The 24,406-nt window shown below is 61.8% G+C and carries 17 protein-coding genes; 8 read left to right on the forward strand and 9 right to left on the reverse strand.

Going from position 1 to position 24,406, the window contains the following annotated elements; translation table 11 throughout:
• Nucleotides 1-139: 139 nt before the first annotated feature.
• Nucleotides 140-1,744 (reverse strand): tetratricopeptide repeat protein, encoded by a 1,605-nt coding sequence (locus tag HHL09_RS16005; RefSeq protein ID WP_169455628.1) that lies wholly within the window; start codon nucleotides 1,742-1,744, stop codon nucleotides 140-142.
• Nucleotides 1,745-2,457: 713 nt separating this feature from the next.
• On the opposite strand from HHL09_RS16005, the gene HHL09_RS16010 reads away from it, so the two are divergent.
• Both HHL09_RS16010 and HHL09_RS16015 read left to right on the forward strand, forming a co-directional pair.
• Nucleotides 2,458-3,051 (forward strand): lipid-binding SYLF domain-containing protein, encoded by a 594-nt coding sequence (locus HHL09_RS16010; protein ID WP_169455629.1) that lies wholly within the window; start codon nucleotides 2,458-2,460, stop codon nucleotides 3,049-3,051.
• A gap of 129 nt (nucleotides 3,052-3,180) precedes the next feature.
• On the forward strand, nucleotides 3,181-3,558 hold the full coding sequence (locus HHL09_RS16015; protein WP_169455630.1) for a VOC family protein: 378 nt from the start codon (nucleotides 3,181-3,183) through the stop codon (nucleotides 3,556-3,558).
• 60 nt (nucleotides 3,559-3,618) lie between these two features.
• Here the strand turns inward: HHL09_RS16015 and HHL09_RS16020 are convergent, their stop codons facing one another.
• From HHL09_RS16020 to HHL09_RS16050, 6 genes are all read right to left on the reverse strand, one after another.
• Nucleotides 3,619-5,814: a tetratricopeptide repeat protein gene (locus HHL09_RS16020; RefSeq protein WP_205760857.1), complete on the reverse strand. Its 2,196-nt coding sequence runs from the start codon at nucleotides 5,812-5,814 to the stop codon at nucleotides 3,619-3,621.
• Between the two features lie 25 nt (nucleotides 5,815-5,839).
• Nucleotides 5,840-6,865, reverse strand: coding sequence for a YybH family protein (locus HHL09_RS16030; protein ID WP_169455632.1), 1,026 nt, complete (start codon nucleotides 6,863-6,865; stop codon nucleotides 5,840-5,842).
• A gap of 216 nt (nucleotides 6,866-7,081) precedes the next feature.
• Nucleotides 7,082-7,972 carry a thioredoxin domain-containing protein gene (locus HHL09_RS16035; protein WP_169455633.1) on the reverse strand — a complete coding sequence of 297 codons (891 nt, stop codon included), beginning with the start codon at nucleotides 7,970-7,972 and terminating at the stop codon, nucleotides 7,082-7,084.
• A 36-nt stretch (nucleotides 7,973-8,008) separates the two neighbouring features.
• Nucleotides 8,009-10,066, reverse strand: a complete 2,058-nt coding sequence (locus HHL09_RS16040; protein ID WP_169455634.1) for a hypothetical protein — start codon at nucleotides 10,064-10,066, stop codon at nucleotides 8,009-8,011.
• A gap of 33 nt (nucleotides 10,067-10,099) precedes the next feature.
• Nucleotides 10,100-12,379, reverse strand: coding sequence for a DUF6288 domain-containing protein (locus tag HHL09_RS16045; RefSeq protein ID WP_169455635.1), 2,280 nt, complete (start codon nucleotides 12,377-12,379; stop codon nucleotides 10,100-10,102).
• A 104-nt stretch (nucleotides 12,380-12,483) separates the two neighbouring features.
• Nucleotides 12,484-12,957, reverse strand: coding sequence for a hypothetical protein (locus tag HHL09_RS16050; protein ID WP_169455636.1), 474 nt, complete (start codon nucleotides 12,955-12,957; stop codon nucleotides 12,484-12,486).
• Nucleotides 12,958-13,004: 47 nt separating this feature from the next.
• On the opposite strand from HHL09_RS16050, the gene HHL09_RS16055 reads away from it, so the two are divergent.
• Nucleotides 13,005-15,515 carry a M16 family metallopeptidase gene (locus HHL09_RS16055; protein ID WP_169455637.1) on the forward strand — a complete coding sequence of 837 codons (2,511 nt, stop codon included), beginning with the start codon at nucleotides 13,005-13,007 and terminating at the stop codon, nucleotides 15,513-15,515.
• A gap of 43 nt (nucleotides 15,516-15,558) precedes the next feature.
• On the opposite strand, the gene HHL09_RS16060 is transcribed toward HHL09_RS16055, so the two are convergent.
• Nucleotides 15,559-16,623, reverse strand: coding sequence for a hypothetical protein (locus HHL09_RS16060; RefSeq protein WP_169455638.1), 1,065 nt, complete (start codon nucleotides 16,621-16,623; stop codon nucleotides 15,559-15,561).
• Nucleotides 16,624-16,866: 243 nt separating this feature from the next.
• Between HHL09_RS16060 and HHL09_RS16065 the strand changes: the two genes are divergently transcribed.
• From HHL09_RS16065 to HHL09_RS16085, 5 genes are all read left to right on the forward strand, one after another.
• Nucleotides 16,867-17,118, forward strand: a complete 252-nt coding sequence (locus tag HHL09_RS16065) for a DUF1844 domain-containing protein (RefSeq protein WP_169455639.1) — start codon at nucleotides 16,867-16,869, stop codon at nucleotides 17,116-17,118.
• 45 nt (nucleotides 17,119-17,163) lie between these two features.
• Nucleotides 17,164-17,988 carry a 3-deoxy-8-phosphooctulonate synthase gene (kdsA, locus tag HHL09_RS16070; RefSeq protein WP_169455640.1) on the forward strand — a complete coding sequence of 275 codons (825 nt, stop codon included), beginning with the start codon at nucleotides 17,164-17,166 and terminating at the stop codon, nucleotides 17,986-17,988.
• An 18-nt stretch (nucleotides 17,989-18,006) separates the two neighbouring features.
• Nucleotides 18,007-19,638: a hypothetical protein gene (locus HHL09_RS16075; RefSeq protein WP_169455641.1), complete on the forward strand. Its 1,632-nt coding sequence runs from the start codon at nucleotides 18,007-18,009 to the stop codon at nucleotides 19,636-19,638.
• Nucleotides 19,639-19,641: 3 nt separating this feature from the next.
• Entirely contained in the window at nucleotides 19,642-20,397 is a 756-nt protein-coding gene (gene lptB / locus HHL09_RS16080; protein WP_169455642.1) for an LPS export ABC transporter ATP-binding protein, read from the forward strand.
• A 1,126-nt stretch (nucleotides 20,398-21,523) separates the two neighbouring features.
• Nucleotides 21,524-23,233: an ELWxxDGT repeat protein gene (locus HHL09_RS16085; RefSeq protein ID WP_240963642.1), complete on the forward strand. Its 1,710-nt coding sequence runs from the start codon at nucleotides 21,524-21,526 to the stop codon at nucleotides 23,231-23,233.
• A 68-nt stretch (nucleotides 23,234-23,301) separates the two neighbouring features.
• Here the strand turns inward: HHL09_RS16085 and HHL09_RS16090 are convergent, their stop codons facing one another.
• Nucleotides 23,302-24,162, reverse strand: coding sequence for a sigma-70 family RNA polymerase sigma factor (locus HHL09_RS16090; protein ID WP_169455644.1), 861 nt, complete (start codon nucleotides 24,160-24,162; stop codon nucleotides 23,302-23,304).
• Nucleotides 24,163-24,406 lie beyond the last annotated feature (244 nt).

Genomic DNA, 24,406 nt, shown 5'->3' on the forward strand with positions numbered 1-24,406 from the left:
TCCGCGAAGACGCGCTTTTTCATGCTGGAGACGATTTTGTCATAAGCCTCTTTCACGTCCGCGAGATCTCCATCCGTGTGCAAAAAAGAAGCCCGCTTCCTTTCGAAAGCGGGCTTCTTCCACAACCACCAAAGGTCTCTCAAGGTGTCTGGACGAAGCTGATTCCCGGGTCTCCCTCAGGTCCTCCTTCCAGCACGAAAGTCAGCTTCTTCGCTTCGGGCAAGGTGGCCCGGCCAACCATCTGTGCGTCCTCGGAACTCAGGACCAGGAGGCCGCGGTCATCGATCTCGTAGGTCCCGCTCAAGTCGGTCTTCTTCTCGCCGTGAGTGTAGATCCAGCTGAAGCTGCCATCCTCACGCAGGCTCAGCACCACGGTGCCATTTTCGCCGCGGTTGCTGGTCCAGGTTCCCACCAGCTGTCCCGCTGAAAGCGATTCCACCGCCGGGCTGTCCGCGGCTTCGGGCGCGGTTCCGTCCACCTGCTTCTCGACATCCTCCGTCGTCGAGCTCTTCGCGAGATCCCGCAATTGCCGCGCGATGCTATCGGATGGCTGCAGGCGGGTCACCTCGCCGAACTCCCGCTCCGCGTCGGAAAGACGGCCGTTCACGAGATAGTGGTAGCCGAGCAGGAAGCGCGGTGCCGGGCGGCCCGGGCTGGCCTGCACGTAGGCTTCCAGCTTCGCGAGTTGATCGAGATAGGCGCCCTCCGTCCGGTAGAGGCCGATCATCGTGCGCCGGTCCCAACCGGGTCCCGAGGCAAGGATCGGGTTCAGTACTCCCGCCGCATCGTCATATTTCCCGAGCGCGAAAAGAACCAGCGCCCGGTACTCATGCTGGGCACTGTCGCCCGGCTGGTAGGAGATGGCTTCGTCCACTTCCTTCAGTGCGGCCAGATAGTCCTCGCGGAGGAAAGAGTCGCGCGAACGATCCAGCGCTTCCGCCGAGCGGGTGGCTGCCAGATCGCTGGCAGCTTCGTCGCCGGTCGGATATTCCGCGGCAGTCACCGACATCGGCTGCTCGTAACGAATCACCGTATCGCCGTAGGTGTAGGGTTCGGGCGTATAAGGATTTTCGTAAGTGTAGTAGCCGCTGTCGTAGGCCAAGCTGCCGAGGCCCCAGCACACCAGACCCCAGGAAACCGGACGGTAATAGTAGGTCGAATAGCCGGGCCAAGGACGCGGATAGTACCAGCAATTGTTGCGGTACCAGTACGGCGTCCAGCAATAGTTCCAAGATCCGTAGTGCCAGCTGTGGCAGGCCGTGGAAGCCCACCATGGGCGGCAGCCCCAGTAATTCGGACGATAGCTCCAGTTCAGGCAGCGCCGGTAATTCCTCCCGATCGAGGTCGCATCAAAGCCTCGTGTCGTGGCGACTCCGGCCATCATGCGCCGTGAAGGCCAGTTACCCCAGTTTCCCCACTGGTTGCGCCAACCGGGACGGGAGCGGATATTCGCAGCGGTTCCGGGCAGGAATCTCTCCGTCGGGCGTCGCATGATCGGCCGGGAAATTTTCGCGATGCCGCCGCCCGGACGCAGGGTGTTCCGTTGGAATTGTCGCTGGCGGTTTACCACATTCTCGGCCCGACCTCCGTTGCTTGGATTGACTGGCGTCAGATTGAAGGGGCGTCCGCCGGTACCGGTGCCGATGCCGGGACGCGTGACTGGATTCGGGTTGATGCCCGGGGTGAGCCTCGGTCTGTTGACGATGTCCGGTCGCGATGTCGGCCCCGGCCGCGAGTTCGGCATTACCGGCCGGATGTTATTCCCGCCTGCATTTGGGGTCGGGCGGGTGGATGGTGTTCTTGGTGGTGAGCTCGGCCGGGCTTGCGGTGCCCGCTGAGGAGTCGGCCGTATCGAGGGACGCGTTGTTGCGGATGGGCGCTGGGTTGGACGAGCCGTCGGCCGGTATTGAGGCGCCGGCCTGACTTGCGAGGGCCGCGAGACCTGTGGACGCTGAGCTGGGCGATACTGCTGCGGAGCGGGGCGTTGAATCTGCCGCTGGGGAGCCGGGCGAAATTGCGCGGCGGGGCGTGATGGTGCCGATGGACGTGATGCGACGGAGGGCCGTTGCGCCATGGAAGGCCGACCGCCCCCTTGGCCGCGATTCTGGCCCCTTGATTGTGCCGCGGCCAAGTCGCTCCCGAACAGGGAGAGGATCGCCAGATGGACGATCAAGAGCTTCGTTTTCATCGTACGGAGGGTTTGATGACTCGGTCGGAAAAGCAGGCCATCTTGCCCGCCTTCTTCTCTTCGAGATAAGATGCGGGAGCGGCAGTGGATATTCAGGTAGTTTCTTTCTTGAGTTCGCTTTTTTCACCTCCGCGGGCATGGCCGGGTGTTTCAATCATCGGGAGGGTGAGGCGATAATGATGGTCTTCTGCCGCCGGGCTTTCTGCACGGCTTAAGCAAAATGGGAATTTGCAATGTCCGACACCTCCATCTAACGTGTCAGGTTGCCTATGAAAACACAACTGACCTTGATAGCGCGTCTATCCATCCTCGCAGCGGCAGGTGCTCTCCTGAGCAATTGCGCGCACGAACCCGTGACCCAAACAAATGCGGCCAATGCCAGTGCGAGCCAGATCAGCTCGGATTCGCGTACCGCGCTGAACCGTCTCTATGCCTCGAACCCCTCCGCAAAGCGGCTGGGCCAGAAGGCCTCCGGGATTCTTGTCTTTCCCCACATCATGAAGGGCGGCTTCGTGATCGGGGCTGAGGGAGGAAACGGTGCCCTTTTTGGAAAAGGCGGCGGCTCCGTGAAGGGCTACTACCAGACGGCCGGTGCCTCGTGGGGCCTGCAGGCTGGCGTGCAGAAGTACGGCTATGCGCTGTTCCTGATGAGCCCAAGCGATGTCGCGAATCTGGACCGGGCCGCCGGTTGGGAAGTGGGTAGCAGCCCGAGCCTCGTCGTCGTGGACAAAGGTGCTGCAACCAATCTGACCACCACCACCGTCAACAAAGGCGTGTATGCCTATGTCTTCGACCAAAAAGGCCTGATGGGCGGCCTCGGCCTGAAAGGCACGAAGATCACCCGCATTCATCCCGGACGTTGATCCGGCCCTCCCGCTCTCCCCGGTGTCGAGCTGATCGGCGCCGGGGCGCGGATCTGGGGCCTTCGAAAAAAAGGGGATCGCTGAAAAGGGTCTCGTTCACCCTTATGCCGCCGCTTCAGTTTCTGGGGAATGAAGCGCCGCTACGATCATATCGATTTGCGGGTCCGCAGCCTTGCCGAGGCGCGGCCTTTTTATGAAGCGCTGCTTCCCGTCCTCGGGTTCCGCCGTGAAGATAGCAGCGAGAAGTGGCTCGAGTTCGAGTTCGAGGGAGAAGGAGTGACCGACTATTTCGCGGTGACGGAATCTGCCACTCATCAACCCGGGGAAAGCCGCATCGCTTTTTGGGCAGAATCAGCGGCGGAGGTGGATCGTGTGGGCGACTTGTTGAGGCGGATCGGGGCGCGGAATATCGAGGGGCCGGGCTACGAGGCGGAGCACTATTACGCGGTCTTCTTTGAGGACCCCTGTGGCAACCGGTTCGAGCTTTGCCACCGCTCGAGAAACTAAGCTTCGACAAAGAAGCGGGCCCCCCTTGCGAGAGGCCCGCTCTGACTTCGCGGTATCGCTTCAGGAGGACTTGTCGAAGTTCAGTCCGGGGTCGCCTTGCGGTCCCCCGGCCAGAACGAAATTCAGCTTGTTGTCCGCAGGCAGCTTGACCTCTCCGATCATCTGCGAGTCATCGGAGTTGAGAACCAGCAGTCCCTTCTCATCGATGGTGAAGGTGCCGGTGAGGTCATTGTTTTGATCTCCCTTGTTGAAAGCCCAGATGAACTTGCCGTCTTCGCCGAGCTTCAGGGTGACCTTGCCCTGATCGCCGCGGTCGCTGACCCAAGTGCCCACCAGCTTGCCGGCTTCGACCGGCGGCGGTGCCTCTTTGTCCGCTTCCACCGGTGGCGCTTCCTCGCTGGTATCGCCATCATCCGGCGTTACCGAGGATTTGCAGAGATCCCGCAACTGGGCGGAGACGGTATCGGCCGGTTGGAGCTTCGCGGCTTGGTCGAATTGCGCGTAGGCCTGATCGAGATGACCGCAAACCAGATAGTGGTAGCCCAGCAGGAACCGAACCGAGGCATCCTCCGGCTTTGCGCGGGAGAAGTCCTCGAGCTTGCGGAGTTGGTCGGTATAGACGCTCTGCGAAGCATAGAGGCCGGTCATGGTCGTCCAGTCCCAGCCGGGGCCGGAAGCCAGCACCGGATTCAGCACGCCGGCGGCGTCGCCGTACTTTCCGAGCGCGAAGAGGATGAGTGCCCGATATTCGTGAATCGCGGTATCGCCGGGCATGGCGACGAGGGATTCATCGGCCGACTTGAGTGCGGCGAGGTAGTCGCCCTGCTTGAAGGCGGTGCGGGAGGCTTCCAGCGCGGCGCTGGATTTTTCCTGGGCCGTGTCTTCCGCCTTCTCGTCGCCCGGGGGCAACTTGCCGGCGCTCACGCTGAGCGGCTCGCTGTAATTGATGATGGTGGTGGATCCGCTCTGCACCGGCGGTGCGGGGTATGGATTGTGATAGCTCTGGTAGCCGATGTTGTAGATCAGATTCCCCAGTCCCCACGCGGCCAGCCCCCATGCCATGCCTTCGGCAAAGTCGTTGTGATGATCCACGACAACGTATCCCGGCCATGGGCGCGGGCGATAGTAGCCGTAGTGGCCATACCAGCGCTTGTTCCAGCCGTAGTTCCAGGATCCGTGATGCCAGCCGTGGTAGTTGTTGGCATTCCACCAAGGCCGGTTGCCCCAGTAGTTGGGCCGGTAACCCCAGTTCACGTTCTTCCGGAAGTTGTTGTTAACGTTGATATTGACGTTGTTGCCGATGTTCACGTTGCCACCGGGGCGGCCCGGGCGGTTCCAGTTGCCCCAGCTTCCCCAGTTGTTGCCCCAATTCGGCGGGCGGTTCCCCGGGCGGTTGTTGATATTGATGTTCGGCCGGTTGATCACCGGGCGGTTGTTGATGATCGTATTGCCGCCGCCGGGACGAATCACCGTATTGCCGCCGCCCGGACGGATGACGGTGTTATTGTTATTGTTGCCCCAGTTCGGCCGGGTGCCCGGCTTCGGGTAGTTCACATGGCCGGGCTTCGTGTTCGGCCGTTCGGGAAGGGGCATCGGGCGCACGTTGTTTCCAGGGCGTCCATCGCCACCACCCGGGCGATTGTTGCCACCACCGCCAGGCCTGAAGTTATTGCCTCCGCCGCCACCGGGTGGGCGTCCTTCACCTCCACCGCCGGGGCGGACATTGCCGCCGCCGCCGGGGCGATTTCCACCACCGCCGGGCCTGTTGTCGCCGCCACCACCTGGCAGGATGTTGTTTCCTCCTCCTCCGCCTGCTGGCCGGCCACTACCGCCGCCACCGGGGCGAACGTTGGCACCGCCTCCTCCGGCTCCCGGCCGGCCACCACCACCGCCACCGGGGCGAACGTTGGCACCGCCTCCTCCTCCAGCTCCCGGCCTACCGCCACCACCTCCACCGGGTCGAACATTGGCACCACCACCAGCGCCGGGCGGCCTGCCTCCTCCGCCCGCTCCCGGGCGTGTGGCCGGTCTTTGTTGAGGACGCTGGGCGGGCCTTGCCTGGGGTTGTTGGGCAGGGCGGCTCATTTTCGAACCGGTCATCGGGCTGCGATTGGCCTGTCGACCGCCACCGCCACCGCCGCCGCGTTGTCCATGTCCTCCACCTCCGCGGCCTTCAGCGCCTCCTCGAGCTTGGACGTCGTTTAGAAAGAAGGAGGAGACGAGGATCGTGACGACCCATGGTGCGAGCTTTTTCATGGCTGGGAAGAGTTCGGGTTGAAGTTCATTCGCCTTCGGGGGCTTCGTTTTCAGGGGCAGCCTCCTCAGCGTCCCCATTGTCGTCAGGGGCTGCCGCCACCGGATCCGGGTCCGCATCCGGCGCACGCCGCACGAAGCGGATCGAGATGTCCGGCTGGGCATCGCCACCCATCGTCCGGTCCGTGGAATTCCACACGATGGTATCGTCTCCATCCCGGCTGAGTTTCTGGCTGGCGGAGTTCGTTTCCGCATCCGCCGTCACACCGGTGGTGCGGATCGACCAGCCGTTTGCCGTGCGGGTCCAAGGGCCCGAGGCATTGCCTCCGGCGCTGTCGAAGGTCCACCAATAGACGGATGAGGTGGCGGGATTCCAGCCGATGCGGATGCTGGTATTCTGGCTATCGCCATCGGTGTCGGTGGTCACCGCCTCGCCGAGCAAGTAGTTGCCGCTCTCATCCAGATCCATAACCAAGGCCATGGTCACCCCATCGTCGCCTTCGTAGGTCCATTCTCCCTCCATCCATGCCAGCGGCTTGATGTATTCCGAGGGCGGCGTGACTTCGAGTTGGTCGCGGGTGCTGGCGATCAGCCAGGAGCCGTCCGCTTGTTTCACTTGGGTAGCGGAATAGCTGATCGATTTCACCGGCTCATCTTCCTTGGTGGTGAAATGGATCACGCCATCCTCGATCGCCACGCCCGGCGCGACCATTCGCACGGAAGATGCTTCGAGCGCGATTTGCGGAACTTCGTCCTCGGCGAAGATTTCCTTGTAGCGTGCCTCGATGTCCTCGCGCCCGTGGATGGTGTCGCCATCGCGGGTGACGATCTCCCCGGTTTCCACGAAGAGGGCGGCGATTGCGGCGGCGTCCTTCTGGTTGAAGGCGGCGACGAAACGGGTGGCGGCCTTGCCGAGCGACTCGACATCCGCGTCCATGGTTTCCTCCGGGACCGCCGGAGCGGTGGCTTCCTGAGCGCAGAGGGAGGAGAGAGGCGCTGCGGACAACAGCAGGCAAAGGGGCAGCACGCGCCCGGCGACGGAACTCGTTTTCATGATACGATGGATCGGTCAAACGCCTGCAAAAAGCAGTTGTCCTCGGATCCTCACCGTATCGGGCGGGGAAGACGTGACATCCCTTTTCCGGCGAAAAAAGCAACGTAGTTGTTAGCTCGCTTGCTGCCGGATGCTACATCTTTTTTCTGCCCTTTGGTGCAACTCCGCTGCCGGGAAGCGATCGGGACGGCCCCGGTTTTGCGGCTCAGCGAGACGTCACTTCTCCTTCGCCAGCATCGCCAGATAGGCTTTGGCGGCGGTGCCGAGTTCCGATTTCGGGTCCAGCTTCTCGATCTCCTTCAGAACCCCGGATAGTTCGTTTTTCTTCTCCGGCCAGCGCTGGTAGAGCGCGAACTTCGCTGCCAAGGCTTCCTGCCGTTGATCCTTGGTCAGCTGGGGTTTCTTCAACCAGCCCCCGATCTCGGTGTCCGCATCGGCGAACTTCTTCTCGTTGCCCTCCGCGACGGCCTTTTCCAGAAGTTTCCGGCCGGGGAAGGTGTAGCGGGCCACGGTGCCACTGCGGTCCTCCGGATCCGCCTTCTTCATTTCCTCCACCACCGGCTTGTAGACTTCCTTCGGACCGGTTCCCAAGCCCAGCAGGTCGAGGCCGCTGGCGAGCAGGCCCGCCTTCTGGGGGCCGCGGGCACCTTCCGCCTTTTTCCAAAAGTCGTCCCGCTTCTTCCGGACCTCCACGGCGCGCTGGATTGCCTGCTCCGGCTTGCCGAGCGAATCGAGCTCCGGGGTTCCCTCGCGCAGGGCCACGAGGCGGCCTTCGCGGTCGAAGAGGGCGATTGCCGGCAGGCTGCGCGGCTTGATCTGGCAGGCCTCGTTGCGCTTCGCCGTGGCTTCGTCTTCCGCCGTCGGGCTCTCCTTCCGGTCGATGTCGAGGATGAGGAGGTCGTCTCCGGCGAACTTCGCGAAGTTCTCGCTTTTCCAGTAGTCGCCCAGCTTCTTGCCGGGCAGGCACCAGTCGGAGCCATGGAAGAGAACGGCGATGTCCTGGCCGCCGGATTTCGCCTTCTCAAGGGCGGCAGGGTAGTCGGCCATCCGCTCTGCCGCGGAGACGAAGGTGACGGAGGCGAAGAAGAAGATCGGGAAAAGTTTCACGAGCGGAGATCGGAATGGGGATCAAAGGGCCGGGGTTCACTGCAAGCGGCGGCCGTAGACATGGATCGCGGAGAGGTGGAAGACTTCCTTGCGGTCGTCATCCCGCTCCACCTTTACCCACGCGACGCGAGGTGCCTTGCCTACGAGGTCGACGCGCCATGGCTCGCCGGGTTTCTCGGAGCGGAAGACTTCCTGCCACGATTGGCCGTCCTCGGAGATCGAGATCTTGATCGGGACGAGGCGGCTGGCGTTGTAGCCAGCCGATGCATCCGCCACCACGATGCCGGAGAGTTCTCCCAGCTTCGCCAGGCGCACGACCACGTGCGGCTTTACTTCGGCGGCGGTGTGAAGGCGGCCGCCCTTGGCCTCCAGCACGGCGGCATGGCTTTCCGGCGCATCCCAGTCTGAGGTGGTGGACAAGCGAATGAGGCCACCCGCGGAAAGCAGTTCTCCCGGAAACGGTGGAAGGGGAGGGAGTTTCGGGGCGTCGCCGGTTGTGACGACTTTTGCGAGTGCTTGGAAGGCATCGACATTGCCCGTTTCCGCGGCGGCGAGGATTGCAGGGCGCAGGGCCTTGCGCGTTGCTTCCCCGGCTTCGCCACCGCTGCCCGTTGCCAAGCCGCGGCCGAGTGCTTCGAACCAAGTGGTGCTGCCGCCCTTGCCGAAGCGCTGGCTGCCCCATTCCACCACCGGTGCGAGCCAGCTTTCCGACTTCGCCTGCAAGGTGACGACCTGCTCGAAGAACTCGAGCTCCTGGGATGGATTGCCCAGCAGCTTGGCCTGCTCGTCGAGGGCCTTCGGCATGTCCCACATCACCGGTCCGTTCTCGGAGGCGATGCCGTTATGAAAGGTCAGGAGGAAGGGGATGCGTTCGTCGGCCGGCACATCTTTGATCATCGCGGCTTCGACCAATTGCACGACTCCCCAGGCTGCTTCGGGATACTTCGCCAGGGCAGCGAGGGCATCGTCATGGACCTTCTTCCACTGGAGCGGCTCCAGTTTCCGGGATTCCTGCAGCCATTTCACATACTCGATCCACGCGGGTTGATCGAGTGGCTGGGCTTCCAGCGCCTTGCGATAAGCCTTGTCGGCGAGGTCTGGGTTCTTGCCCTTGAGCGCGCGGGCCTGCCACAGGTGCATGGAACTACGATCGGTGGCGTACTTCTCGCCGAGCACCTTTTCTTGAAGGACGAGCTGGGTCCAAGTCCGGCCCCACAACGAGGTGTGGAGGCCCCGTTCCCAGGAGAGCGAGTAAGCAGGCGTCCATTCTCCCGGTGCGGTGCGGACCGCATAGGCGCAGTGGCCGGGCTCACCCATGGTGATGGCGGGGATACCGTTCGCGCGGGCGGCCGTGGCTCCGTAGTGGGAAAGCGAGCCGCAGACACCGCCGACATCCCGCACCCGCTCGGCGTGGATCATCTCGAAGGGAGCATAGTACTTCGGGCCATGGATCGAGTCACCGAAGACGTTCTCAAGGTGGTAGGGAGCTTGCCAGCAAGCGCCCGTGTAATCCTTGATCGGGAGCTTCACATGGTCGCGCAGCCACACCAGAGACTGCTCGCCCCAGCCGTCATTGCCGGCCCATTTGCCATTGCCGCCGGCGGAGACGACGAAGCGCTTCTCCCAAGTCGCCAGCGTTTCGAAAACCGGGTGCAGCTTTCCCGCCTTCCGTGAATCGCGGAAATACTGGTAGCGCGCCAAGGCTTGATCTTCCGGCCAATCTTTCTCGGCATACATCAGCGCGATAGCTGCGGCGGTGGTCAGTTCCTGGCGGTTCGCCATTCCGGAGCGATCGGCTTTCCAGAGGCTCTCGGCGATCCGCATCATCTTGCCCGCGTCTTCGGGCAGGGGGCCGGAAAACATCAGCTCTTCCAGCAGTTTGCCCTGCATCTCCCGGAAGAAGGCGGAGCGGGGGCCATTGGTGAGGTTGTTCCACTCGCGCTCGCCGACGGCACGTTCGAGTTCAGCCAAGGCCCACTCGCGGCGGGTGGCTGCATCCTCGGCCTTCAATTCAAGGCCCGCTTCATTCGAGGGCAGGCTGATGGCCCCGAAGGCAGGAGCCGTGGCGAGGATCAGGGGCAGTAGATGACGCATGGTCGTGGAGAAGGGACGAAGGGTGGGAAAAGATCAGCGGCCGCTGAAGTGGGCACCGGTGATGTGGAGATTCCGCTTCGGTGCCTGGAGCACCAAGGCATAGGTTGCATTGATCAAATCTTCCTCGCCCATGTAAGGGGCGCCCATGTGCGGCTGGGTGAAGTGCAAGCCGTAGCCCGGTTCCCATGCCAGGGAGAACCACCAGGTGTATTCCGACATCACGCTCTTGAAGGCTTCGGGCTTGGTCAGGTTCAGGGCCAGCAAGCCCCAGGAGCCGCCGGGCTCCCCGTAGGCGTGGCTATTTCGCAGCCAGGGATGATGCTTCTCCATGAAGCCGATCATCGCATCCCGCATGTCCAGGCGATCGCCGCGGAGATGCGCGGTCATCGCGAAGAGGCCGCTGCGGGACCAGAACTCCTCGGTATCCTTGTAGGAGCGGTTGTAGCCCAGTGCTCCGTGACCGCCTTCCTTTGGATTCGACCATGCCATTTCCATGTAGGGCATCATCATCTCCCAGATGCCGGACTTCATCCCGCAACGCTCGGCCAGCGCTTCGTAGAGCAGGAGGTGGCAGGCGGGTGCGACGAGCGCCTTGTTCTCATACGGCAGGCCACTCGGGCCGTGGCCGAGAGCGGGCACATTCCAGATCGAGTTATGCTTTCCGGCGATCGCCCAATCGCGCAGCGCATCCAGGTGGCGCAGCACCTCTCGGTCGTTCGTCTGCAAATACCATTCGCTGTAGAGGATGCCCGCGTAGGCTCCGGCCCAGAAGCCGAGGTTCCCGTAGTCGTCCGGCTTCGGATATTTGGCCAGGGACCAATCGACCGCCTTCTTCACCCGGCTGCGGTATTTCTTCTCTCCCGTGGCCAGCAGGGCGAGCGAGGAGAAGGTGGTGCGGATGATATCGCCGGACCATGAACCATCCTCGCGCTGGGTGTTTTCGAGAAAGGCGATCATGTCCTTCAGCAGCAGCGCTGCCTCCGGATCGTTCGCCGGATTCATCGTCGTGAAGGTCTTCGCACGCGGAAGCTCGACATTGAGGACGGTCGGGACCCCTTCACGCATGACGGTGAGCGGCAGCATGCGCTTGCCTGCCTTTAGCGCCGCCTCGGTCTGGCGGCCCAGCGTTGCCTCGTGGCTGATCTTCAGCCAGCCCCAACCGGGATCCAGATCATTGACCGGCAGAGGCAGATTCCCTGCGGAAAGAATCACATCGCCTTCCTTGAGCTTCGCCTTTGCCGCCGGGCTGCCCTTGCGGACTTCCATCACGGTGAGCACCGACTGCTTGTGCTCGGTCAAGGCATCGAAGCCCAGCAGTCCCGCGCCCAAGAGATCCGGCCCGCTGCCTCCGTTCGAGCGACCGAAGAGTTGCTCGGTCGGGCGTTCATTCACCCGGCTAAAATGGGGCAGCCCCACGATCGCGGGAGCTCCTTGGCCGGCACGCGCCCGGAGGCCGAAGGTCTTGTCCACCAGCTGCGCCATCATTTCCGGAGGCAACTGCAGCCAGACACGCTGGCGAGCCAGAGCAGCCTCGCTCTTCTTTGGTAATTGGATCCCTACCGGCGTGACTTCACCGGCAGTGCCGAAACCGCCGCCGCTCCAATCACTCTCGATGACGAACCGGAAGGCCTCGATCTCGGTTGGCGCGGCGAGCTTCAGGACCAGCGGCATCCGCTGGTCCGGCACTTCCTTCGCCGTTTCTCCCTTCGCGGCGATTTCCCAGTCTTTACCCGGGCGACGGATCTCGAGGCGGTAGTCCTTGGCGACGCCATTCGCATAGCCACCTTGGCGCGGGAGGTAGCGAATCCCCTCCAAAGCTTGGGGTGCTGAAAATTCCAAGCCGATCCAGTGTGGCGGGGTAGGCTGGGCACTGCCGTGTTGGGTATGCCAGTCGGTCGCAGGATTACCGTCGAAGGCTCGTTCGGCTTCGGCACCCGCTTGCCAGGACGAGGCGATCACTGCCCAGGAATCCTTCGGAGCCAGACCGGATACCACTGCCTCGCCTTTCGCGAAGACCTGGCCGCTGCGGGGATCCAGTGCTTCAAGGATCACCGCGCCCTTGGCTCCGGTCGTCGTGCCGTAGGCATCCACGGAGAGGACCCCCTGCCATTTCCCCGGGGCATCCTTCTCCTTGTCAGTCAGTTGGGGAACGGTGACGGAAGCCGAGGCGGTCTTCCCCTTTTCCAGCACAAGGCCGCGCCTACCTCCCGGAAGGACCCAAGACCCTTGGTCCCCGAAAGCTTCCATTTCCACCGGTGCCGCCCCTAGGGGAAGTCCGATGCTCAAGAGGAGTGAGGGGAACAACAAACGCATGGTGCAGAAACGCACCAATAGTCGTTTTTGTTTCGTTTTCCAGAGTTAAAAAGACGCTCTCGCCCTCTGGGTGGGCATTCTCAACGCCTTCTGGGGCCAATGCCTCAGAATTTGGCCGGAACCGGCCCTGCATCCTGCGCTTCGGGCGGTGCCATGAGGCGTTGCACGTCCTCCATCAGCCGCTGTGAAAGTTTGACCAGATCATCGTGCTCCGAAACCTTGCCCTTGAAGCCAATGTTCAGGGTCTGGGTCGGGATTCCTTTGAGCTTGGTCTCGCCAGCCTCGAAAATCAGGCGCCGCTTTACCTCCTCCACGGCGGCTTGCTCGGAAGCCAGGCCCCACGTGGTGGTGATATTGCAGTCCCGCACGATCTGGGTGAGGGTTTCCTGAGTTACCAGCTTCTCCTTCATCCCGGTAACCGTCTGTTGTCTTTGCTCCTCAGTGGCGTCCGGATGGAAGGGCAGGGGAACATAGGTGAAGTCAGGGGCGTTTTGCTTGCTCTTCCAATAGGCAAAAGCACCCCCTCCCATCAGAAGACAGAGAACGAACACACCCGCTACGACGATCCACCGTTGCATGTCAGGGGTGTATCCTCTCCATTTCTGTCCGTCCAAGCCGGAAATTCATGGATTACCCCGCCACCGCCGCCACGCTCGATTCGCTCCCCAACGGTCTCACGTTGATTCTCGATCCCGATCCGGCGGCTCCGGTGGTCAGCTCCCAACTCTGGGTGGAGACCGGCAGCCTACATGAAGGGTCTCTTCTAGGCTCCGGCATTTCTCATTTCTTGGAGCACATGGTCTTCAAGGGCGGCGGAAGATTCGGCGCCGACGAATTGGCGACAACGGTCCAAGGGGCGGGCGGTCATTGGAATGCCTACACCACTTTCGACCGCACGGTTTATTACATCGATGGTCCTGCGAGCGGGCTGGAAACCTTTCTCGAAGTGCAGGCGGCCATGATCTTCGCCCCGCTGATCCCCGAGGAAGAATTCGAGAAGGAAAAGGATGTGATCCGCCGGGAAATCGACATGGGGCTGGACGATCCGGACGACGTGGCCAGCCGCCTGATGTTCTCCACCGCCTTCACCGCGGATCCGCGCCGGCATCCCGTGATCGGACACCGCGGTCTCTTCGATGCGATCACTTATGCCGATCTCACCGGTTACCACCGCCGCCGCTACACGCCGGACCGCTGCTGCCTGTGCATTTCCGGTGACTTCGATGCCGCAGAGGTGCGGGAAAAGATCGAAGCTCTTTTCGGCGGCTTTGTGCGTGGCAGTGGTGCCGAGCCGGTGGTGCCGGAGGATGGGGTCCAGCTTGGGCCGCGCCGTGGGCGTGCGACCTTTGCGGTGCCAGCCAGCCGGGTCACCCTGGCGTGGAAGATCCCGCCGCTGGGCCATCCGGATGTGCCCGCCTACGAACTTGCCGCTGCCGTGCTTGGCCGCGGCCGCTCGGCACGCCTTTACCGCAGGCTGCGGGAGGAGCGGGAGCTCGCCTTGGAGATCTCCGCATGGTCGTGGAGCCAGGCGGGACGTGATGGAATCTTCGCCGTGTCCGCGGAAGCGGAGCCGGAGAAGCGCGATGAACTGATTGCAGCGATCCTCGCGGAACTCGAGGAGCTGCCTTCCAGCGCCATCGATGACGAGTTGGCCAAGGCCCGCCGCCAGATCGCGGCGAGCCAGTTCAAGACGCTCACCAGTGCTTCCGGCCGCGCCTCTGACTTGGCCTCGAATTGGCACGAAGCCCGTGACCTCGATTTCACCCGCCGTTATCTGGCAGCGCTGAATGCGACCACTGCAGCGGATGTCCGCCGCGCGGTCGGGAAACTTACCGAGGATCAACTGACGATTTCCATTCTCGATCCCGAGGAGGCGCCTGCTCCGGCGGCGCTGAAGCCCGCCAGCCGCCATCGCCCGGAGCCGGAATGCATCACCCTGCCGAATGGCGCGACTCTGGCGCTGCTGCCGGATCCGCGGGTGCCGATCCTCACGGCGCAGGTCGCGGTGCGGGCGGGTCTGGTCTCGGAAACGGAAGCGACCTCGGGCCTCAACACGCTTCTTGCCTCGACCTTGCCGCAAGGGACGATCCGCCACAGCGCGGCCGAGCTGGCCGGACGTCTGGAATCGCTCGGGGCGACCTTGGGCGCGGCCACGGGCAACAATGCGCTGCTGGTCCAGCTTTCGGGCCTTTCCCCGGATGTACCGGTGCTTCTTCCTCTGCTGGCAGAGGTGCTCGCCGAGCCTGCCTTCCATGGCGATTCGATCGAGCGGGAAAAGGCCAGCCAGCTCGCCTCCTTGCGCGAGTCGCTCGAGGATCCGCTTTCCACGGCCTTCCGCTTGGCGCGCCATCACCTCTTCAAAGGCCAAGGCTATGGCCTCCCCGCTCTGGGAACCGAGGAGTCGCTGGCGAATCTCAACCGTCTCGCGCTCTCCGCGCATCACTCGCGCCACTTCCAAGGCAGGAATCTGGTGATCGCGCTGGCCGGGGATTTTGATATCTCTGAAGCGAAGGACCTGCTTGCCGAGGGCATCGGACGTCTGCCCGAAGGTTCGCCATGGCTGCCACCGGCGGCGACTACCGCCTCCGACTTCGAAATCGAAGCCTACCTTCCGAAGAAGCAGGCTGTGCTCGCCCTGGCCTATCCGGGCTGCTCAGCGCTGGCTCCGGAGCGCTTTGCGCTGCGGATGATTCAGGAGTGGTGCAGTGATATGGCCGGGCCGCTTTTCACCCGTATCCGGGAAGACCTCGGTTTGGCCTATCAGGTCGGCGCGACCCAGTTCCATGGCCATGACACGGGTCTCTTCGGCTTCTACATGGCTACCGATCCGTCACAGGTGGAGCTGGCGCAGGCCGAGCTTTCCTCGGAAATCGCCAAGATTGCCAACAACGGGATTCCGGAGGAGGCCTTCGAGCGGGTCCGCGCTACGGTGCTTTCCAGCTTGGCCCTCGGCATGCAGGCACCGGCTTCGATTGCGCGTCTGGCGGCCATCGACGTGTTGTTCGGCCTGCCGGTAACGCATCACCGCGAGGCTGCCGGGATCTTCCAAAAGCTAAGCCCCGGCGACGTGAAATCCGCGGCCGGGGCTCTGCTGGAAAAGGCACCGGTGACGGTGCGGGTCCTCCCGCGGGAATAGTCCCGGCAGGGGAAGAGGGAACCTCTTGGTCCCGGGGGTGGCCTCACTGGGCCGCTGCCGGGGCCGCGGCTCCCGCGGCGGCTTCCTCCGCGGCCTTTTTCTCGATGATCTCCTTGCGACGCTTGATGAAGGCTTCCTCCTGCTCGCGGATCGTGTCGCGCAGCTTGTTGGCCTCGGCGCGCGCGTCTTGCGCGGCCCGCTGGTTGGTGCTGATGGCCGCTTCGTTTGCCTGCTCCTGATTCTGCAACTGGCGAAGTTCCGCTTCCATCTGAGGCGCGCGGCTGATGCCTCCGCTCTTGGACTTCTCGGACCGGACTTCGCCTTTCTTCCGGTTGATCGCGGTGTGGAACTTGCCTTGGTTCTCCTTGCCCGTGCGGACCTTGCCATCCAACTCCTTGGCCTTGGCATCCAGCTGGGCGAGCTTCTGCTTCGCAAAGACAAGCTGCTCGTTCATTTGCGACAGCTCGGTGCTTTCGAAGTGCTCCGTCGCAGCCTTGGTCGTGGCGACGTTGATTTCATCCGCGCCTTGCTTGGTCAGCTGATACTGGTCCTGGAGATCATCCGGAATATCATCCAGCGGGATGGTCTTGATACCGGTGGAATCGATGGTGCGGATGCCGGTGTGGTCCACCGAACGGATGGTGCCCTTTGGATAGACCTTGCCGCTTGCGATGCCCTTGATCTCGCGGATCTCCTGGCCTTCGGCCTGCTTCCAGACATGGCTGCGATAGGCGACCTTGTAGTCTTCCCAATCCTTGGTCTCGGCGTCGATGGCGGCACTGCCTTCCGCGATCTTGGCCTTGAGTTCCTCGATCTGGGTGGCGTTGGTCTGGGTGGCGGAGGTGAGCTCGCGGATCTTGGAGTCCTGGCCCTTCAGGGGCTCGGCTTCCGCGATCAATTTTTCGAAGGAGGCCTTCTGGGTCTTCTTGCCATCAAGTTCGAGGCCCAGGTCGCGGACGACAGCTTCGATCTTCTTGCCGCCGGCTTTTTCCATATCCTTGTCGAAGACAAAGAAGAGGGCGCCGAAGCCGCCCAAGACGAGGAGTGCGATAAGGGTGCCAATGACACCAGGGCCGCGGCCGCTGGAGAGGAGGTCGGAGAATCCCATGAATGGAAGGATGAAAGATTAAGCGGAGAGGTGGGCAGCGTTCCGCATCCCCGCTAGGACAGCAAGCTGGCCGGGGTCAGGGAAGGGACGGCGTAGTGCATCAAGAGTTGATATAAATCTCAAGACAGACTGTCGCATTTCACACAGATTTCACGAAAGCAGAAGAGGGGCGGCGCGAATCCCACATGGAGGCGGGAAACTTTGGGATTTGGAATTTTCCGATCCCGGCTCCACCCTCCGGCCATGCCTTCCGCCGATCCGCGTTTCAATGAGTTCGTCATCCTGCAGGCGCAGAATGCCGGGCTTTTCCTCGGCCAGATTCCCCATCCCGCCACCGGGGAAAAGACCCTCAATCTCCGGGCCGCAAAATCGGTCATCGACTCGCTGGAGATGTTGGCGGCCAAAACTCATGGGAATTTGACCGAGACGGAGGAAAAACTGCTTGGGACGGCCCTTGCCAACCTGCTTCCGCTATACGAAAAAGCGGCAGGCTAAACGGTCGTTTCGCTCTTCTCCCCGATTTCCGCGAATTTTTTCATCATGTCGTTCGAACCGTTCCAAATCGGCAGCGTCCCTGTGGGCGGCCCTGTCCCTTTCTTCATCCTCGGCCCCTGCGCCCTCGAATCGGAAGCCTTCGCTTGGGAGATGGCCCGCTCGATCGATGAGATCGCGAAGCGCACCGGCATCCACTATCTTTTCAAAGCCTCCTACGACAAAGCCAACCGCACCTCCGTGAAGTCCTTCCGCGGCCCCGGGGTGGAGGAGGGCTGCCGGATCCTCGGTGAGATCGGCAAGGAGTTGGGCGTGCCCGTCACGACAGATATCCACAGCCCGCAAGACGCGGAGATCGCGGCCGAGCATATCGATCTGCTGCAGATCCCTGCCTTCCTCTGCCGCCAGACCGACCTGCTGGAAGCCGCGGCGAAGACCGGCCGGGCCGTGAATGTAAAAAAGGGCCAGTTCCTCGCTCCATGGGACACGGTGAACATCGCCGAAAAGCTGCGTGCCTTCGAATGCCGCAACTTCGTCCTGACCGAGCGCGGCACCACTTTCGGCTACAACAACCTCGTCGCCGACATGCGCTCCCTTTACTGGATGCGGAAGGAAGGCCTGCCGGTGGTTTTCGATGCCACCCACTCCGTGCAGCGTCCCGGCGGACTTGGCGGCACCACCGGTGGTGATGGCGAGTTGGCTCCGGTGTTGGCCCGGGCCGCGATCGCCACGGGTGTCGATGGGATCTTCCTGGAAACCCATTCCGACCCGGAGAACGCGTTTTCCGATGGACCGAATCAAATTCCTCTCGAATTTCTGGAAGATTTGCTCGTCCGACTGGTGGCCATTCATCACGCCGCTCACGGCGCCTGATCCTTCCCCAAACTCTCCGTGCACCCTCTCCGCCACGCTCCCAGCCCGTTCTCCGCAGGTAAGATTGCCCGCGGCTTGCTCTGCGCGGCGCTGGGGTTTGCAGCGGCGGAGGCCCAGAACCCATCGCCGGTCGAAGAGCCCGCGGCAGGGGAGCCGGAAGAAGAGCTCGGCTTTCTCCAGAGCAACTTGCTTCCGGATGGCAGCATTCTGAAAGGGGTGACCCTGCCCAGCTACAGTAGGAACCTGAAGCTCACCTCCGAGGTGAAGGCGGACGAGTTGGTGATCGTCAGTGAGGACCGGATCAACGCGAAGAACCTTCTCATCGAAATGTACGATGCCAAGGAGGTCCAGAGTGCCCGGGTCGCGATGAGGAAGGCACGCTTTCTTCCGGCGAAGAAGATGCTCATCTCCGATGAGCCTGTTTCGATTATTTCCAACAAGCTCACGGCGGACGGCAGCGCGCTTGTTTTTGATACTGCAAAGAGACGGGGCTTTCTCCACGGCCCCGTCAAAGCCGTCACCGAACTCGATCTTAAAACTTCGATGAACGCCCAACCCGTTCGCACCGCCTTTGCTACTGGTGCCCTCCTCATGGCCGGTGCCCATCCGCTGCCGGCGCAAGCGCCGAAGGAGCCTACCGCGGCGGAGCGCTTCGCCGAGCTGCGCCTGAAGCCGGAGGAGCTCGCGAAGATTTCCGAAGAGTCCGCGAGCAAGAAGGAGCAGCTCTCCGCACATGACGAAGCGGCCGAGAAGGCCTTCGGTCAGGCGCAGGAGCAGGCCGAGGGAGCCCGGGTGACGATGAACGATTTCTTCCGTACCGCTTCTCTCACCGCGTTGATGGCGGAGCCCGCGCCCGCGCCCGCGACCGGCGATGTGCCGGCACCGGACCTGCCGGACAATCCGCTGAAGACGACGATCACCGCGAAGGATGGTGCCTACTTTGACTCGATTGCGGGTCTGGCGATTTTCCTGAAACAAGTGGAGGTGAAGAATCCGGAGCTTCAACTTTCCGGCGCAGACGAGCTGAAGGTCTTCATGGAGCCGAAGTCGGCGGACGAAGACCGCTCGAAGGAGAAGGCGAAGGGCTCACCGGAAAGCAAGATCCCTGATCCGAATGCCCCCGAAGGGAGCAAGCCGAAGCCGCAGGAGTCCGAAGCCAAGCCGGTCGTCGAGAAGACTCCTCCGACGCCCGAAATGCTGGAGCAGATGCGGGCTGCGAAGGAGAAGGCGAAGCAACTCGGACAGGAAAAGAAGGGCGATTTCGGCTCCGCCAAGCGACTCGTCGCGACCGGACCTGCGGTGCGGATCAATTACAAGTCCGCCAGCAAGACGAAGGACGGCAAGGAGCAGGAGATGATCATGGCTTCTGGCCGCACCTTGATTTACGACATCGAGAAGGAGCAGATCATCTTGCGGGGCGGGTCACCGTGGGTGATGAAGGGCGACCAAATGCAACGGGTCGTGGGGGAGGATGCCTACATCCTCATCTACACTCAGAATGGCGAGCCGACCAAGATCGTGACGGGGAACCAGGAACTCTTCGAGGGGGAGTTCTCCACGCCTCCGAAGGCGGATGACAAGAAGGCGAAGAACCAGACCCCGCCGAAAAACCAGAGCAACCCAAAGCCCCAGAACCCGAAGAATCGCTGACCGATGTCGTCTCCTTCCTCCTCAAACGGACACGCTATCCTCTCCGCCAAAGGTCTCCGCAAATGCTACGGCGGTCGCGCCGTGGTGGACGGCGTCAGCCTTGGGGTTTCACCGGGTGAAATCGTCGGCCTGCTAGGCCCGAACGGTGCCGGCAAGACGACCTCCTTCTACATGATCGCCGGGCTCGTGCCGCCGGATGCCGGTAGCGTGCAGTTCAACGGGAATGATATTTCGCGGATGCCCATGCATCGCCGCGCTCGCCTGGGGCTCGGCTACCTGCCTCAGGAAGAGTCGGTCTTCCGGAAGCTGACCGCTTTCGAGAACCTGCTGGCCGTGCTTGAGACGCGCCCCGGGCTCGGAAAGAAAGAGCGCATTGCCCGCGCGGAGAATCTGCTGGAACGCTTTAAGATCACCAAGGTCCGGAACTCGGAGGCGATCGCGCTTTCCGGGGGTGAGAAGCGCCGCCTCGCGATCGCCCGCGCCTTGTGCACGGATCCGCGTCTGCTGATGCTGGACGAGCCCTTCGCGGGCATCGATCCGATCGCAGTGGAAGACATCAAGGCGATCGTCCGGGAACTCCGCGAGCGCGATGGCCTGGCGATTCTGATCACCGACCACTCGGTTCGGGAAACCCTCTCGATCGTGGACCGCGCGTTCTTGATCCACGATGGCCGCGTGATCTTGGAAGGAGCGTCCGAGGTACTGGTCAATGATCCTACCGCGCGGAAGCATTACCTCGGCGAGGACTTCAAGATGTAACCCGCTTGGAGGTAGGGCTCTGGGCCGCTTCTTTCATACTCCGGATAAGAAACTCGAGCGTTGGCGATTACCATCTCAAGCGAGCCTTATCGGCTCAAGAGAAGTTGGTGAAACGAATCGCTTGCGGCATCTCATCTCATCCGGTCTGTTGAAGCACATGTGGCTCCCCCGCGTGGCTGGATTATTCGTTTGTAGCTTTGCTTGTGCGTTCTCTCAGAGCTCTCCGAAGCTTTTGAAGGATATCAAGCGAGGGAAGGATTCGGGTTCCCGTCGGGTGGAGGGAATCACTGTCCTCGGTTCACGCGTGGTTTTTTCCGCTTGGTCGGAGAGCCAAGGGCAGGAGCTGTGGATAAGCGATGGAACAACGAAGGGCACCCGGATGATAAAGGACATCCGACCCGGTCACGAATCATCCTCTCCTTCCAGGTTCCATACGATTGGGAATAAGGTCTACTTCTCCGCGGACGACGGTTCGAACGGAATCGAATTGTGGTGCTCAGATGGCACCGAAGCGGGAACGTATCTCGTGAAGGACTTCGTTTCCTACTTCGACGGAAGTCCCGTTCCCCTTGCTGCTTCGTCGTCAAAACTCTGGCTTATGGCACTCGGGCCGGGATTCGGTTGGTCTTGGGATCGGCCTAGCTTGTGGGTCACCGATGGGACTGAGGAGGGTACCTCGGAATTGAATCCTCTGATCTGGCCGCAAGACGAAACGTTCCCTTACCGGGAATTTGAAGGTGTTGAGCACCCTGCGATGCTTGGTGAGACACTGTTGTTCGTGGTGAACCAGCGGAATATCTGGAAATCCGATGGGACTATTGCCGGGACAGTTCCAGTGGTCGAATTGTCCTCGGAGTCGAACTCTCGAGTGACTTCTTTGGTCGTTGATGGTGACCACTGGTTTGCTGGTTTTCGCGATGGGCTCGGCAACGGCTCCCTTTGGCGTGGGAATGACCAGCTAGGGATCGCGGAGGCTCTTGTTCCGCCTTCCATTCCTTCCGGATGGAGCAGTGCGGGAGAATTCACACCTTTCGGGGGCCGCTTGGCCTTCAATCTTTCGGGCGTAGATAGCCAGTCCTGGCTCTGCTTTCGAGACCATGCTTCTGGGGAATTCTCCCAAATTCCCGTGGGATCGGACCCTGCTTATGACTTCATGGTTTCAGGGAACTTGCTGTTCTTCACCACCGGAAAGGGTGTTGCGGGGGGGAAGTTGTGGCGATCGGATGGCACGAGTTCCGGGACCTATCCTCTGAAGGGCTTTCGCCAAGGGTATAGCGGCCCGATCCTCCACGACCTGACTCCCGCGGCGAACGGGATCTACTTTCGGGCGAACGACGGACAGCATGGCGCGGAACTATGGTTCAGCGATGGAAGCGTGGCGGGCACCAGGCTTGTGGCGGATCTTGGGCCCGGTGCGGATTCCAGCTCTCCGAGCTTCTTGGAAGTCGCGGGAGAACGTCTCTTCTTCAGCAGCTACTTCGCCTTGCCGGCGGGTAGCCTTTGGCAGACAAATGGCACCTCAGAGGGGACACGACCACTGATGAAGCCGCAAAAGCTGAATGGCTCGTCCATCTCACTGGAATGGTATGAGCGCACTGCCGCCGGTTCGGGTAAAAAAGTCTTCTTCCGGGCGAATGATGGCCGACATGGCGAAGAGTTGTGGGTCACCAACGGGACCCGGGTCGGAACCAAGATGATCCGAGACATCATGTCCGGTGAGGAGAATTCCGATCCCGTGACCGTCACTCCTTTCGGCAAGGGGGTGCTGTTTCGGGCGCGGAACAAGGATCACGGTTGGGACGTCTGGTTCAGCGATGGAAGTCGCAAGGGAACCCGGCCGTTGACAAGCAATGGAGGGTCGGAAGGGCTTACGGATCCTTTTGCGGTTGTGGGAAAGACTGCCTACTTCGAGTTCGACGAAGCAGGCGAGGACGGGCTTCTTTGGCAAACGGATGGATCGCCCGAGGGAACCTTTCCCGTGACGGTTGCGGATGGTCTTATGCTTTCTCCCTATCATCGTTCTCCGATGGCGCAGGTCGGGGAGACTCTCTACCTCGGGGCGGATGATGGGATCCACGGTGCGGAGCTTTGGGCTTTGATCCAAGGGACGCCGCGTCTGGTGAAAGACCTCCGCCCCGGTGCCAGCGGTTCGTCGCTGAGCCTGTTCACCGCTGTTGGCCGGAGGCTGGCGTTCTTCGTCGGCAGCAGAAGTAGCCGGGGTTCCGAGCTTTGGACCAGCGATGGCACCGAGGCTGGAACAGTGAAAGTGGCGGAGGGTTTCTCGGAGGTGTCGGCCTCGACCGGCCTCGGTGACATCCATTTGTTCCTGGCCGATGACAAGCAACACGGAAACGAATGGTGGCGGAGTGACGGGACGCCGGAGGGAACCTTTATCCTGAAAGACATCGCGGAAGGCTCCGGTCAGCGCAGTTTGGAATACACCTCCGCGATGTATGCGGTCGGTGACGACGCCATGTATTTTGTCGCCGATGACGGCGCGGCCTACGGGGAGGAGCTGTGGAAAACCGACGGCACGCCGGAAGGCACCACGATTGTTGCGGATTTGAAAGCCGGGTTCGGCAGCTCGTCTCCGGCAGAGCTTTTGTTCTTTAACCGACGGCTTTTCTTTGCCGCCGATGATGGGGTAAACGGGAGGAACATCTGGTCCACCACCGGGACTGCGGAAAGCTGCTTCATGCACGCCGCGCGAAATGGAACGGATGCCGATCCGCTGATGATCACCCCGCTGGGGGACCGGCTGTTCTTCTTCGCTCGCTCGGTTGGGAAGGGCATCGAGCCGCATGCCTTGAGGCCATCTCCGGAGAATGCGCGCTGATCGGGGAAAAGAAACAGCCGCGGGTTGCCCCGCGGCTGCATCAAACAATCCACCGTAGTAGAGCTTTCTCAGGTCGCTTGCAGGCCGCCGTCCACCGGCTTCGGCAGCGGCTTGTCCTTGCGGCGAAGAGCCTTGCGCATCTTGGTCAGCGCCACGTTCTGGAGCTGGCGGATGCGTTCGCGGGTCACACCGAATTCGCGGCCGACTTCTTCCAGCGTCATCGGCGTCTTGCCGGTGAGACCGAAGCGTTCGTCGATAATCCGGCGCTCGCGCTTGTCGAGGACGTCAAGCAGGCCGCTCAGCTCGCCGTGAAGATTCTTCTCGGACAGGCTTTCGAGCGGGTCTTCCGCGCGATCGTCGCCGATGATTTCACCATACTCGGTCGCTTCGCCTTCATTGATCGGCGCGTCGAGCGAGGTTGGGCGCTGCGAAGCCTGCTTCAGCATGGCCAGCTTGCGGCGCGGCAGACCCACTTCTTCGGCCAATTCCTCATCGGTCGGTTCGCGACCGAGGGCTTCGGCGAGAAGCGTGGAGATGCGGCGCATCTTGGCGATCTTGTCCACCATGTGGACGGGCAGGCGGATCGTCTTGCTCTGGTTGGCCAGAGCGCGCTTGATCGACTGCTTGATCCACCAGGCGGCGTAGGTCGAAAGCTTGCCACCCTTCTTGGGGTCGAAGCGCTCCACCGCCTTCATGAGGCCGATGTTGCCTTCGGAAATCAGGTCGGAAATCGGAAGTCCGTATCCGGAGTAGTCCTGCGCGATCTTTACGACGAGGCGAAGGTTCGCCTTGATCATGTGGGTGCGAGCGTCCTTGTCGCCCTTTTTGATCCTCTTGGCGAGCTTCACTTCCTCTTCAGGGGTAAGCAGGGGAGTCCGCGAGATCTCCCGAAGGTAGACCTTCAAACTGGAATCGGAATCGTATGACATGGCAGGGTCCCGGTGCTCCCGGGTTCTAAGGATTTAACGCCGTAGCGCCTTCTTTTATTCCTAAAATCAGCCCCAAATTTGTAATTACGTAGTAGTTACGCAGAGGGGTTGATTCCGTTGATACCTTCTAGCAAAGCTCATGCCCCGGTTGCGCAGTTGCGGGCCAGCCATTGGCTTTCAAACAATTGCATGAAGAGGTGCGACAACTACCCCGTTCAAAGAGGGGCCTCTAGGTGTCAAATTG

This window comes from Luteolibacter luteus, assembly GCF_012913485.1.
GTDB classification, from domain to species: domain Bacteria; phylum Verrucomicrobiota; class Verrucomicrobiia; order Verrucomicrobiales; family Akkermansiaceae; genus Haloferula; species Haloferula lutea.

Bases quoted from the DNA above. Each gene is read 5' to 3' on its own strand.
- HHL09_RS16010 (WP_169455629.1), top strand. From the start codon at position 2,458: ATGAAAACACAACTGACCTTGATAGCGCGTCTATCCATCCTCGCAGCG.
- HHL09_RS16050 (WP_169455636.1), bottom strand. From the start codon at position 12,957: ATGCAACGGTGGATCGTCGTAGCGGGTGTGTTCGTTCTCTGTCTTCTG.
- kdsA (WP_169455640.1), top strand. From the start codon at position 17,164: ATGTCGTTCGAACCGTTCCAAATCGGCAGCGTCCCTGTGGGCGGCCCT.
- HHL09_RS16040 (WP_169455634.1), bottom strand. From the start codon at position 10,066: ATGCGTCATCTACTGCCCCTGATCCTCGCCACGGCTCCTGCCTTCGGG.
- HHL09_RS16005 (WP_169455628.1), bottom strand. From the start codon at position 1,744: ATGCCGAACTCGCGGCCGGGGCCGACATCGCGACCGGACATCGTCAAC.
- HHL09_RS16015 (WP_169455630.1), top strand. From the start codon at position 3,181: ATGAAGCGCCGCTACGATCATATCGATTTGCGGGTCCGCAGCCTTGCC.
- HHL09_RS16020 (WP_205760857.1), bottom strand. From the start codon at position 5,814: ATGAAAAAGCTCGCACCATGGGTCGTCACGATCCTCGTCTCCTCCTTC.
- HHL09_RS16045 (WP_169455635.1), bottom strand. From the start codon at position 12,379: ATGCGTTTGTTGTTCCCCTCACTCCTCTTGAGCATCGGACTTCCCCTA.
- HHL09_RS16055 (WP_169455637.1), top strand. From the start codon at position 13,005: ATGGATTACCCCGCCACCGCCGCCACGCTCGATTCGCTCCCCAACGGT.
- HHL09_RS16065 (WP_169455639.1), top strand. From the start codon at position 16,867: ATGCCTTCCGCCGATCCGCGTTTCAATGAGTTCGTCATCCTGCAGGCG.
- HHL09_RS16090 (WP_169455644.1), bottom strand. From the start codon at position 24,162: ATGTCATACGATTCCGATTCCAGTTTGAAGGTCTACCTTCGGGAGATC.
- lptB (WP_169455642.1), top strand. From the start codon at position 19,642: ATGTCGTCTCCTTCCTCCTCAAACGGACACGCTATCCTCTCCGCCAAA.
- HHL09_RS16060 (WP_169455638.1), bottom strand. From the start codon at position 16,623: ATGGGATTCTCCGACCTCCTCTCCAGCGGCCGCGGCCCTGGTGTCATT.
- HHL09_RS16030 (WP_169455632.1), bottom strand. From the start codon at position 6,865: ATGAAAACGAGTTCCGTCGCCGGGCGCGTGCTGCCCCTTTGCCTGCTG.